Raw genomic sequence first — 12,347 nt, 5'->3', positions numbered from 1 at the left:
CGCCGAGGACGGCGGTGGCGGGGGCGGGCCGCCGCCGTAAAGATGGAACCAGAGAAAGGCCAGCAGGTGAGCGAGGACGATCGCCAGCATCAACACGCCGAACAGGCGGCCGAACAACGTGTTGAAGCGTGGACGCATCAGCCGATGTCTCGCGCGTCGAACAGGTAGCCTTCACCGCGTACGGTCTTGATCAGTTGTGGCGATTTAGGATCGTCGCCGAGCTTCTGCCGCAACCGCGAGACCAGCAGGTCGATACTGCGGTCGAACGCCTCGATCGAGCGACCCCGGGCGGCGTCGAGCAACTGCTCGCGGCTCAGTACCCGACGCGGACGTTCGATGAACACCCACAGCAGGCGGAATTCGGCATTGGACAGCGGCACCACCAGGCCATCGTCGGCGATCAACTGGCGCAGCACGCTGTTCAGGCGCCAGTTGTCGAAACGGATGTTGGCCCGCTGTTCGGTACGGTCGTCGCGTACCCGGCGCAGGATGGTCTGGATGCGTGCCACCAGTTCCCGTGGCTCGAACGGCTTGGCCATGTAATCGTCGGCACCCAGTTCCAGGCCGATGATGCGGTCGGTGGGTTCGCAGCGGGCGGTCAGCATCAGGATCGGGATGTCCGATTCGGCGCGCAGCCAGCGGCACAGCGACAGGCCATCCTCGCCAGGCAGCATCAGGTCCAGGACCACCACGTCGAAGGTTTCCAGTTGCATGGCCTGGCGCATCTCCGCGCCGTCGGTCACGCCGATCGCCTGGATGCTGAAGCGGGCGAGGTAGTCGATCAGCAGCTCACGGATCGGAATATCGTCATCGACGATCAGCGCGCGGACATTCCAGCGCTTGTCATCGCCCGGCGATAGCGGTTTGTTGACGTCGGCCAGAGGAGCGGGAGTGTTCTGCATGCGTGTGATTATCTGCCGGTAAAGCCGCGTAACGCCAAGCGCTGCGCGAGGTTGTTGCACGTGGGGAAGGCCCGGCCCGCAGGCGGAGCATCCATTTCAAGTGTAGCTGCGGCAGGAAGCTACAGGCGCCGCATGTTGACTGGTTGTCGGTTATGTAACGACTTCGACACAAATCGGCGCGCGCCCCAGACCCCTGCTGGCGCCGTGGCCGGGTCAGCGTGCCGGGGATTCTAGGGTGTAATGCCTGTGTAAACCGACTCTTTACGCCTTCTTTACGTATCGCCCCGGGCATCGCTCTCGTTCCTTTACGGCCTTCCTTCCGACAATGGCTCCACACGCGGCAATTGCCGTATCACGGAGAAATCCCATGGGCATTCTGGACGCGGTGTCACTGCTGCTGGCGGTGGCGCTGTTCATCTATCTACTGGTCGCGCTGTTGCGCGCGGATCGGAACTAGGAGCGGCGGTTATGCATGGTTACGACTATTGGCTGATCCTGGCCTTCCTGGCGCTGGTGCTGCTGCCGGCACCTGCGCTGGGGCGCTTCTACTACAACGTGATGGAAGGTCGGCGCACCTGGCTGACACCGGTGTTGGGGCCAGTGGAGCGGGCCTGTTATCGCCTGTCCGGGGTGGATGAACAGACCGAACAGAGCTGGCAGAAATACACCCTGGCGGTGCTGGCCTTCAACTTCGCCGGTTTCGTCCTGCTGTTCGCCATCCTGCAACTGCAGCAGTATTTGCCGCTCAACCCGCAGCACCTGCCGGGTCAGGAGTGGACGCTGGCCTTCAACACCGCGGTCAGCTTCATGACCAATACCAACTGGCAGAACTACAGCGGCGAGGCCTCCCTCAGCTACCTGAGCCAGATGGTCGGCCTGACCGTGCAGAACTTCGTCAGCGCCGCCACCGGTCTGGCCGTGCTGGTCGCGTTGTGCCGGGGTATTGCCCGGCGTTCGGCGAGTACCCTGGGCAACTTCTGGGTCGACATGACCCGCGCCACCCTCTACGGGCTGCTGCCGCTGTGTCTGCTGCTGGCGCTGTTCCTGGTCTGGCAGGGGGTGCCGCAGACCTTCGCCCACTACGTCAATGCCGTGACCCTGCAGGGCGCCGACCAGGTGATCCCGCTCGGCCCGGCTGCCAGCCAGATCGCCATCAAGCAGTTGGGAACCAACGGCGGGGGCTTCTTCGGCGTCAACTCGGCGCACCCGTTCGAGAACCCGACCGCCTGGAGCGACCTGTTCGAGCTGGCCTCGATCATCCTGATTCCGGCGGCCCTGGTGTTCACCTTCGGCCACTACGTCAAGGACCTGCGCCAGAGCCGCGCGATCATGGGTTGCATGCTGGCCCTGTTGCTGATCGGCGGTGCGGTCTCGCTGTATGCCGAGTACCAGCCGAACCCTGCACTGAACAATCCGCTGGTGGAGCAGACGGCACCGCTGGAAGGCAAGGAGACCCGCTTCGGCACCACCGGCAGCGTGCTCTGGTCCGTCACCACCACGGCGGCCTCCAACGGCTCGGTCAACGCCATGCATGACAGCCTCAACCCGCTGAGCGGCATGGTCGCGCTGGTCAACATGATGGTCGGCGAAGTGATCTTCGGCGGCGTTGGCGCGGGCCTCTACGGCATGCTGCTGAACGTGTTGATCGCGGTGTTCCTCGCCGGCCTGATGATCGGCCGGACCCCGGAATACCTGGGCAAGAAACTCCAGGCCCGGGAAGTGCAACTGCTGGTGGTGACCCTGCTGGTGATGCCGGTCGGCACCCTGCTGCTGGGTGCGATCGCCGCCAGCCTGCCCGGCCCGGCCGGGGCGGTGAGCAACCCCGGCGCCCACGGTTTCAGCCAGTTGCTGTACGCCTACACCTCGGCCAGCGCCAACAACGGTTCGGCGTTCGGCGGTTTCAGCGGCAACACCGCGTTCCACAACCTGATGCTGGGCCTGAGCATGCTGATCGGCCGCTTCGGCTACATCCTCCCGGTCCTGGCCCTGGCCGGCAGCCTGGCGATGAAGAAGACCGTGCCGGTCGGCCAGAACAGTTTCCCCACCCACGGCCCGCTGTTCGTCACCCTGCTGACCGTGACCATCCTGCTGGTGGGCGGCCTGACGTTCCTGCCGACCCTGGCCCTGGGGCCGATCGCCGAGCACCTGAGCCTGGCTGTTACCGGCTTGAAGAATTGAGGATCTGATGATGAACATGCCGCTTCCCGCAACAAAACCGGCTGTCGTCGAACAGCCCAGGACCACCGTCGCCGACCTGTGGCGGCCGGCGCTGGTGCAAGCCTTCGTCAAGCTCGACCCGCGCCAGTTGCAACGGGCGCCGGTGATGCTGGTGGTGGAGCTGACGGCGGTGCTGACCACCATCCTCTGCCTGATCCCCAACAGTGCCGTGCCGACCTTCGTCGCGGTGCAGATCGCCATCTGGCTCTGGTTCACCGTGCTTTTCGCCAACTTCGCCGAGGCTCTGGCCGAAGGTCGCGGCAAGGCCCGCGCCGACAGCCTCAAGGCCGGCAGCGAGGGCCTCGGTGCCCGGCGCCGCAAGGCCGACGGCAGCTTCCAGGTGGTCCCCGCCAGCGGCCTGCGCAAGGGCGATGTGGTACGGGTCGAGGCTGGCGAGATGATCCCCGGTGACGGCGAGGTGATCGAGGGTATCGCCGCGGTCAACGAGGCGGCGATCACCGGTGAATCGGCGCCGGTGATCCGCGAATCCGGTGGCGACCGTTCGGCGGTGACCGGCAACACCCGGCTGGTCTCCGACTGGCTGCTGGTGCGCATCACCAGCAACCCCGGCGAGTCGACCCTGGACCGCATGATCGCTCTGGTGGAGGGCGCCAAGCGGCAGAAGACGCCCAATGAAGTCGCCCTGGACATCCTGCTGATCGGTCTGACCCTGATCTTCCTGCTGGTGGTGGTGACCCTGCAGCCGTTCGCCCACTTCGCCGGCGGCAGCCTGCCGCTGGTGTTCCTGGTGGCGCTGCTGGTGACCCTGATTCCGACCACCATCGGCGGTCTGCTGTCGGCCATCGGCATCGCCGGGATGGACCGCCTGGTCCGCCTGAACGTGATCGCCAAGTCCGGCCGGGCGGTGGAAGCCGCCGGCGACGTTCACGTGCTGCTGCTGGACAAGACCGGCACCATCACCTTTGGCAACCGCCGCTGCTCGGCGATCCATCCGGCGCCCGGCGTGGCGGTCCGTGAACTGGCCGAGGGCGCCTTGCTGGCGTCGCTGGCCGACGAGACCGCCGAAGGCAAGTCCATCGTCGAGTACCTGCGCGACCTTTATCCACAGACGGAGCCGGCGGCTGCGGAACTGACCGCGGTGCCGTTCAGCGCCGAGACCCGGCTGTCGGGTGTCGACCATCAGGGCCGGGTGTATCGCAAGGGCGCGGTGGATTCGCTGCTGGCATTCCTCGGCCAGAAACGTGCCGACCTGCAACCGGCGCTGTCGCGCGAGATCGACCGGATCGCCCAGAGTGGCGGCACCCCCTTGCTGGTCTGCGCCGACGGCAAGCTGCTCGGTGCCATTCACCTCAAGGACGTGGTCAAGCCGGGGATTCGCGAGCGTTTCGCCGAACTGCGCAAGCTGGGTATCCGCACCGTCATGGTGACCGGCGACAACCCGCTGACCGCGGCGGCGATCGCCGCCGAGGCCGGGGTCGACGACGTGCTGGCCGAAGCCACGCCGGAGAAGAAACTGGCGCGCATCCGCCTGGAACAGAACGACGGCCGGCTGGTGGCGATGTGTGGCGACGGCGCCAACGACGCCCCGGCGCTGGCCCAGGCCGACGTCGGCATGGCGATGAATGACGGCACCCAGGCCGCGCGGGAAGCGGCGAACATGGTCGACCTCGACAGCGACCCGACCAAGCTGCTGGACGTGGTGCAGATCGGCAAGGAGTTGCTGGTGACCCGTGGCGCGCTGACCACCTTCTCGATCGCCAATGACGTGGCCAAGTATTTCGCGATCCTGCCGGCACTGTTCGCGGCCATTTATCCACAGCTCGGGGTGCTCAACGTCATGCGGTTGGCCAGCCCGCAGAGCGCGATCCTCTCGGCGATCGTGTTCAACGCCCTGATCATTGTCGTGCTGATCCCGCTGGCGCTGCGTGGCGTGCGGGTGCAGGCGGCGAGCGCCGCGCACCTGCTGCGCCGCAACCTGCTGATCTATGGCCTGGGCGGCATCCTGGTGCCGTTCGTGGGCATCAAGGCCATCGACCTGCTGCTGACCGCGCTGCACCTGGTGTAGCCCATGCTGCCCGCTTCGCTGTGGAAGCGGGCCCTTGGCGGCTGGATTTGCAGGAGATGGCCCTTGTGGGAGCCGGCGGTCCGGCGCCCCGGTTTATCCGCGAAGACAGTATTCCAGTCACCACATAACCCGAATCGAGGAACTGAACATGTCTACCGTATGGCGCCCAGCCCTGAGCCTGCTGGCCCTGATGACCCTGATCACCGGCATCGCCTACCCGCTGGTGGTCACCGGCGTGGCCCAGGCCGTTTTCCCCGACCAGGCCAATGGCAGCCTGCTGCGCGATGCCGACGGCCAGGTCCGCGGCTCGTCACTGATCGCCCAGGATTTCACCGGCGATGCCTGGTTCCACCCACGGCCTTCGGCCGGGGCCTTTGCCACGGTGTCCAGCGGCGCGAGCAACCTGGCGCCGAGCAACCCGGCGTTGGCAACGCGGATTTTCGACGACGCGGCCAAGCAGATCGTGCCTGGCCAGGGCCCGGTACCGCTGGCGCTGCTCACCACTTCCGGCAGCGGTCTCGATCCGCACTTGCCACCGGCTGCGGTTCGCTATCAACTGGCACGGGTGGCGCAGGCACGCAACCTGTCGGCGGCGGCCGTGGAGAAGCTGGTAGAGGCGCATATCGAGCAGCCGCTGATTGGCCCACCGGTGGTCAATGTGCTCGCCTTGAATGCGGCGCTGGCCGATATCTCGAAGTAGTCCGCTGTTGCCAGGGGGATGTGGGTAAGGTTTGCTGGCCTCTTCGCGGCTTGCCCGCGAAGAGGCCCTGAAGGCCGACTCCAATCCATGAAATTCCCCGCATGATCGTTCCCACGCTCTGCGTGGGAATGCATCCTGTGGCGCTCTGCGTCGCCAAGGCTGGACGCGGAGCGTCCGGTGCGGCATTCCCACGCAGAGCGTGGGAACGATCAACACATCCTATGAGGGGGAGCCCCGTACATGAGTGATTCAGGTCGCGCCGACGCGCTGCTCGCCGAACTGCCCCGCAGCGATCGTGGCCGGCTCAAGGTGTTCCTTGGTGCCGCGCCGGGCGTGGGCAAGACCTACGCGATGCTGCAGGCCGCGCATACGCAGCTGCGCCAGGGCGTGAAGGTGCTGGCTGGCGTGGTGGAGACCCATGGCCGGGCGGAGACCGAGGCGCTGCTCGCGGGGTTGCCGCAACTGCCGCTGGTACGCTCCGAGTATCGCGGCGTGCTGCTTGAGGAAATGGACCTTGACGGGCTGCTCAAGGCCCGGCCGAAACTGGTGCTGGTCGATGAGCTGGCCCACAGCAATGCGCCCGGCAGCCGCCATCTGAAGCGCTGGCAGGATGTCCAGGAGCTGCTGGCCGCCGGCATCGACGTGTTCACCACGATCAACGTCCAGCACCTGGAAAGTCTCAACGACCAGGTCCGCGGCATCACCGGCGTGCAGGTGCGCGAGACCCTGCCCGACTGGGTCCTGCAGGAGGCCGACGAACTGCTGCTGATCGACCTGCCGCCACGGGAACTGCTCGAGCGCCTGCGCGACGGCAAGGTCTATGTGCCGGAGCAGGCCCGGGCGGCGATCGATGCGTTTTTCACCCAGACCAATCTCACCGCCCTGCGCGAACTGGCGATGCAGACGGCCGCCGCCCAGGTCGACAATGACCTGGCGCTGGGCTACCGGACCCTCGGCCAGGCCGCGCCGGCGATTCGCGGGCGCCTGCTGGTGGGAGTGGATGGCGATGCCCAGGCCGAGCGCCTGGTGCGTCACGCCAGTCGGGTCGCCCAGCGTCGGCACCTGCCCTGGAGCCTGGTGCATGTGGACAATGGCAGCAGTCGTGACGAACAGTCGCGACTGCGCCTGCAGAGCGCCCAGCAACTGGCCGAGCGACTGGGCGGTGAAGTGGTGCTGCTGCGGGCCGGTGAGGTCGCCAGGACCCTGATCCAGCATGCCGCCGAGCGGCGCGCCAGCCTAGTGCTGGTCGGCCAGTCGCGCCAGCGCCTGCGCCGCCGGTTGTTCGGCGGCGGGTTGGCGGCGCGTCTGTTGCGCAATGCCCGGGGCCTGGAAATCAACGTCCTCGACAGCCAGGAGGAACAGCGCCAGCCGCGGGTTCGTGAACCCCATGCGGTGGTCTGGCTCGACTACCTGCTGGCCGTGCTGGCGACGGTGCTCGCCAGTGCCCTGGCCTGGGGCGTGGCCAGTGTGCTGCCGTTGCCGAATATTTCCCTGGTGTTCCTCGCCGCCGTGCTGCTGGTGGCGGTGCGCAGCAGCCTCGGCCCGGCCCTGGCCTGTGCCGTCCTGTCATTTCTGACCTATGACTTCCTGTTCATCCCACCGAACTTTTCCTTCGCGATCCAGCGCGAAGAGGATGTGCTGACGCTGCTGTTCTTCCTGATGATGGCGGCGTTGACCGGTAACCTGGCTGCCCGCCAGCGCCGACAGTTGCAGGCCCTGCGCGATACCCAGGAGGAAACCAGCGAACTGCTCGACCTGTCGCGCAAGCTGACCGCCGCCACCGACCGCCAGGCGGTGATCAGCGCGGCGTCGCAGCACCTCAGCGGCTGGGAGGAGCTGGAGTTGTGCCTGCTCAACCGCGACGGCCAGGGCGGCTGGAAGGTCGAGAGCGGCGGCTCGCTGGCGTTTTCCGAGGCCGAGCGCGCCGCCGCCGACTGGGCCTGGCAACACGACCAGCCAGCCGGGATGGGCACCGGCACCTTGCCGTTCGGGCGCTGGTGGTGGTGGCCGCTGTCGGTGGAAGAGGGGCCGCTGGCGTTGCTCGGTGTGCGTCCTCGCGAAGGTCAGACGCTGACCGGCCAGCGCCGTCGCCTGCTGACCGCATTGAGCCAGCCCTTGGCCCAGGCCCTGGCCCGTGCACAACTGGCCGACGACCTGGAAGCGGCACGCCTGCACGGGGAGACCGAGCAGTTGCGCAGCGCCTTGCTGGCCTCCGTGTCCCACGACCTGCGTACACCGCTGACCTCGATGCGTGGCAGCATTGACAGTCTGCTGGCACTCGGCGAGGCGATCCCGCTGGCTGATCGTCAGGAACTGCTGGAGGGCACCCGCGACGAGGCCGAGAGGCTCGATCGCTACATCCAGAACCTGCTGGACATGACCCGCCTGGGCCACGGTGCCTTGAAACTGGCGCGTGACTGGGTGGCGCCGGCGGACATCGTCGGCAGTGCCCTGAATCGACTGCGAGCGGTGCTGGCGCCGCTGCAGGTCAGCACCCGGGTGCCGGAGGAACTGCCGTTGCTCTACGTGCATGCGGCGCTGATCGAGCAGGCGCTGGTCAACGTCATGGAAAACGCCGCGCGCTTCTCACCGAGCCATGGCCGCCTGCAGGTCGGCGCCGGGACAGTCGATGGCGAACTGTTCTTCGCGGTCAGCGACGAAGGTCCGGGGATTCCCGAGGAGGAGCGCGGCAAGATCTTCGACATGTTCTACACCGCCGCCCGCGGCGATCGTGGCGGTCAGGGCACCGGCCTGGGCCTGGCGATCTGCCAGGGCATGGTTGGTGCCCACGGCGGGCATATCACCGTGGCGCAGGGCATTGATGGACGGGGCACCTGTATCACCTTATTCCTGCCGCTGCGGGAGCAACCGGGATTTGAAAGTGAAGCCTGATATGCTTTGGCCCCTTCTCGCCAAGATGCCGCAACCATGAGCCAGATATCGACCATCCTGGTCATCGACGATGAACCGCAGATTCGCAAGTTCCTGCGTATCAGCCTGGCTTCCCAAGGCTACAAGGTACTGGAGGCGGGCACCGGAGCCGAGGGGCTGGCCCAGGCGGCGCTGAACAAGCCCGACCTGCTGGTGCTCGACCTCGGTTTGCCGGACATGGACGGCCAGCAGGTGTTGCGCGAGTTCCGCGAATGGTCCGCGGCGCCGGTGCTGGTGCTGTCGGTGCGGGCCAGCGAGGCGCAGAAGGTTCAGGCCCTCGACGGCGGTGCCAACGATTATGTGACCAAGCCCTTCGGCATCCAGGAATTCCTGGCGCGCATCCGGGCACTGCTGCGCCAGGTGCCGGCTGGCGAGGTCCAGGAGGCGGCCTTGAAGTTCGGCCCGCTGATCGTCGACCTGGCGTATCGCCGGGTGTCGCTGGAGGGTGTGGAGGTGGCGTTGACGCGCAAGGAGTATGCGGTGCTCGCCCAACTGGCGCGGCATCCCGGGCGGGTCATCACCCAGCAGCAACTGCTCAAGGACATCTGGGGCCCGACCCATACCGAGGACAGCCACTACCTGCGGATCGTGGTCGGGCACCTGCGCCAGAAACTGGCCGACGACCCTACGCGGCCACGCTTCATCGTCACCGAGGCCGGCGTCGGCTATCGCCTGCTCGACCACCAGGCCTGATCACACAGCGTGGCGAGCGGGCTTGCCCGCGCTGGGCTGCAAGGCAGCCCCAAGGCCAGGCGACGCCGCCTGATCAGGTAGACCGCGTTTGCTGGTTTTAGGGCTGCTGCGCACCCCAGCGCGGGCAAGCCCGCTCGCCACGGCGTTTGCCCGAAAGGCCGGATGCAAGGCCTGATGTCTTCCACTGGCAGGCTGTCCACTTCAGCGCCGCTCCTCCTCGTAGCGATCCAGGGTATCGCGGGCGATCTCGCGGCCCAGGGCGATCAGCTCCGGTGCCTTGTAGAACTCGAAGAAGCGGCACACGCGCTTGGGCACGTTGATCAGGATGTCCGGCGGGTAGCCGGCGATCTTGTATTGCGCCAGCGACGTCTGCATCACTTCGAAACTCTGGTTGATCAGGTCCAGCAACGACGCCGGGCCGACGTTGTCGACGATGAACGAGCCGGTCGCCGACTTCGGTGCACCATCGACCTCGGGTGCCGCAGCCGGTTGCTGGGCATCGGGCTCGGCCGGATCGAGCCAGGCGTTGGTGATGTCCGCCGCGTCCGCGGCGAGGGTCTGCTGCTCCAGGCGCAGCAGCTCCTCGGCCTGCTTGCGCCGGAACGGCAGGCGCGAGCCCATGGAACTGAGCAGCGCGTTGAAGCGGCTCTTGAAGGCCGGCGGGCGCTGGATCACCGGCAACTGATACTGCTTCTGGTTGGTGGCATTGAGGTTGACGGCGATGATCAGGTCACAGTGGCTGGAGACCACCGGCACGATCGGCAACGGGTTGAGCAGGCCGCCATCGACCAGCATGCGATTGCCCTGCATGACCGGGGTGAACAGACTCGGGATGGCGGCCGAGGCGCGCATGGCCTGGTGCAGGCAACCTTCCTGGAACCAGATTTCCTGCTGGTTGGTCAGGTCGGCGGCGACCGCCGTGTAGGGGATGCGCAGATCCTCGATGTCGATTTCGCCAACGATCTTGCGGATCTGGCCGAAGACCTTTTCACCGCGGATCGCCCCCAGGCGGAAACTGACGTCGACCAGGCGCAGGACGTCGAGATAGTCCAGGCTCTCGATCCAGTTGCGGTACTCGTCGAGCTTGCCGGCGGCGTAGATTCCGCCGACCACCGCGCCCATCGAGCAGCCGGCGATACAGGCGATCTCATAGCCGCGCCGTTCGATTTCCTCGATCACCCCGATATGCGCGTAACCCCGGGCCCCACCCGAGCCCAGCACCAATGCCACACGTTTTTTCATCATGCACTCCTTCCGGCCGTTGACCCACAATGCACCCAAGGAGGGTAACGGCACAATCGCCGATGTGGCCCGCTGGTGCCGATGGATTTCGTTCATGGGGATTGGCTAAGCTTGTAGAGCGGGGCAAGGCACTTTTTGCCTGGCGCACCGTCATAAGCTGCACAACTGTTTTTTCTTGAGGTGTCATCGATGAAAGCCTGGATCTGTGTGCCATTGATTGCATTGGCGTTGGCCGGTTGCGCGGGCAAGACGGCCTATCGCGAAACCTGCGGTACCCAGCTGGATGCCGCCTGGCGTGAACTGGACCTGGCCAAGGCCGAAGGCTTTGCCGGGACCGTGAGCTACTCCAAGGCGCTCTCGTTGCTGACCGGGGCCAAGACCCAGCAGCAGTTCGAGGCGTACGAGGGCTGCTCGGCCAAGGCCGAGAAAGCGCGTTTCTACATTCGCGAGTCGCGCGCGGGCCGTTGATCCGGTTTATCCGCGAAGAAGACACTGCGTCTTATCAGCGAGACCGCGTGATCGTTCTTCGCGGATAAATCCGGCTCCCACAAGGGGCTCCCCAAGGGACTTTCCCAAGGGACTCTCCCAGGGGAATGGAGCCCAGCTTTCTCCGGTTTCTACGGGTCTTGTGCGCTAATATCCCTGGCGTCTCCCTCGTTTGGATGTCTGCCTATGCGCAGTAAGCTGGAAGCCTGTCTGCAGGCCATCAACCAGGTGGTATTGGGCAAGGATGCACAGGTCCGGCTGGCCCTGACCTGTCTGTTGGCCGACGGTCATCTGCTGATCGAGGACCTGCCCGGTATGGGCAAGACCACCCTCAGTCACACCCTGGCCACGGTCCTTGGCCTGAGTTTCCAACGCATTCAGTTCACCTCCGATCTGCTTCCCGGCGATATCCTCGGCACCTCGGTATTCGACAAGAACAGCGGCGGTTTCGTGTTTCACCCAGGACCGATCTTCGCCGAGCTGGTGCTGGCCGACGAAATCAACCGTGCCACCCCCAAGAGCCAGAGCGCCCTGCTCGAAGCCATGGAAGAGGGCCAGGTAACCATCGAAGGTGCCACCCGGCCGCTGCCATCGCCGTTCTTCGTCATTGCCACGCAGAACCCCACCACCCAGGGCGGCACCTTCGCCTTGCCCGAGTCGCAGCTCGATCGGTTCCTGATGCGCGTGTCCCTCGGTTATCCGGCCCGGGCGGCGGAAAAGGCGCTGTTGCAGGGGGTTTCCCGGCGCGACCTGCTGCCCCGGCTGCAACCGATCCTCAGCCATGGCGAGCTGGCCGCGCTGCAGCAGGAGGTCAAGCAGGTTCGGGCCAGTGATCCGCTGGTGGACTACGTGTTGCGCCTGGTCGGCGCGAGCCGCAGCGAAGCGCAGTTCGCCTGGGGCCTGTCGCCGCGGGCGAGCCTGGCGATCCTCGCCGCCGCCCGCGCCTGGGCGTTGCTGGCCGGGCGTGACTATGTGATTCCTGAGGATGTGCAGGCGGTGCTGCCGGCCGTGGTCGGCCATCGGCTGCGCGAGCGTGCCGATCCGGCCGGGTTGGGTGGCGGCGCGCTGGTGCAGTGGTTGCTGCGCGAGGTGCCGGCGCTTTGAGCGCCCGGCTGCGCGCGGTGTGGCGGGCCTGGCTGGCCCGGCGCCT

10 protein-coding genes and 1 pseudogene are annotated in these 12,347 nt (G+C 66.3%); 8 read left to right on the top strand and 3 right to left on the bottom strand.

Annotated features, from left to right (window positions below; genetic code table 11):
- Window positions 1–138, bottom strand: a pseudogene (locus K675_RS32910) (two-component sensor histidine kinase); the annotation flags it as partial.
- Complete coding sequence (locus K675_RS0106475) at window positions 138–902, bottom strand: response regulator (RefSeq protein ID WP_017902698.1); 765 nt, start codon at window positions 900–902, stop codon at window positions 138–140. The pseudogene K675_RS32910 and the gene K675_RS0106475, both read right to left, overlap by 1 nt.
- A gap of 367 nt (window positions 903–1,269) precedes the next feature.
- Here K675_RS0106475 and kdpF point away from each other — a divergent pair, with 367 nt between their 5' ends.
- The 6 genes from kdpF to K675_RS0106445 all read left to right on the top strand — a co-directional run bounded on the left by kdpF (window position 1,270) and on the right by K675_RS0106445 (window position 9,469).
- A complete protein-coding gene (gene kdpF / locus K675_RS30460) occupies window positions 1,270–1,359 on the top strand; it encodes a K(+)-transporting ATPase subunit F (RefSeq protein WP_017902697.1) in 90 nt (29 codons plus the stop codon).
- 11 nt (window positions 1,360–1,370) lie between these two features.
- A complete protein-coding gene (kdpA, locus tag K675_RS0106465; protein WP_017902696.1) occupies window positions 1,371–3,080 on the top strand; it encodes a potassium-transporting ATPase subunit KdpA in 1,710 nt (569 codons plus the stop codon).
- A 16-nt stretch (window positions 3,081–3,096) separates the two neighbouring features.
- Window positions 3,097–5,145: a potassium-transporting ATPase subunit KdpB gene (gene kdpB / locus K675_RS0106460; RefSeq protein ID WP_026144983.1), complete on the top strand. Its 2,049-nt coding sequence runs from the start codon at window positions 3,097–3,099 to the stop codon at window positions 5,143–5,145.
- Window positions 5,146–5,293: 148 nt separating this feature from the next.
- Entirely contained in the window at window positions 5,294–5,845 is a 552-nt protein-coding gene (gene kdpC, locus K675_RS0106455) for a potassium-transporting ATPase subunit KdpC (RefSeq protein WP_017902694.1), read from the top strand.
- Between the two features lie 240 nt (window positions 5,846–6,085).
- A complete protein-coding gene (locus K675_RS0106450) occupies window positions 6,086–8,737 on the top strand; it encodes a sensor histidine kinase (RefSeq protein WP_017902693.1) in 2,652 nt (883 codons plus the stop codon).
- 36 nt (window positions 8,738–8,773) lie between these two features.
- Window positions 8,774–9,469 carry a response regulator gene (locus K675_RS0106445; protein WP_017902692.1) on the top strand — a complete coding sequence of 232 codons (696 nt, stop codon included), beginning with the start codon at window positions 8,774–8,776 and terminating at the stop codon, window positions 9,467–9,469.
- Between the two features lie 201 nt (window positions 9,470–9,670).
- On the opposite strand, the gene K675_RS0106440 is transcribed toward K675_RS0106445, so the two are convergent.
- The gene (locus K675_RS0106440; protein ID WP_017902691.1) at window positions 9,671–10,711 is read right to left on the bottom strand and encodes a patatin-like phospholipase family protein; all 1,041 of its coding nucleotides are present in this window, start codon (window positions 10,709–10,711) and stop codon (window positions 9,671–9,673) included.
- A 189-nt stretch (window positions 10,712–10,900) separates the two neighbouring features.
- Here K675_RS0106440 and K675_RS0106435 point away from each other — a divergent pair, with 189 nt between their 5' ends.
- Window positions 10,901–11,179, top strand: coding sequence for a hypothetical protein (locus K675_RS0106435; protein ID WP_017902690.1), 279 nt, complete (start codon window positions 10,901–10,903; stop codon window positions 11,177–11,179).
- A 204-nt stretch (window positions 11,180–11,383) separates the two neighbouring features.
- Window positions 11,384–12,301 carry an AAA family ATPase gene (locus K675_RS0106430; RefSeq protein ID WP_017902689.1) on the top strand — a complete coding sequence of 306 codons (918 nt, stop codon included), beginning with the start codon at window positions 11,384–11,386 and terminating at the stop codon, window positions 12,299–12,301.
- Window positions 12,302–12,347: the final 46 nt, after the last annotated feature.

Source organism: Pseudomonas fuscovaginae SE-1, from assembly GCF_000364705.1.
GTDB classification, from domain to species: Bacteria; Pseudomonadota; Gammaproteobacteria; order Pseudomonadales; family Pseudomonadaceae; genus Aquipseudomonas; species Aquipseudomonas fuscovaginae_A.
Note: the sequence above shows the minus strand (reverse complement) of the source record. Positions and strands in the feature narration are given on the sequence as shown.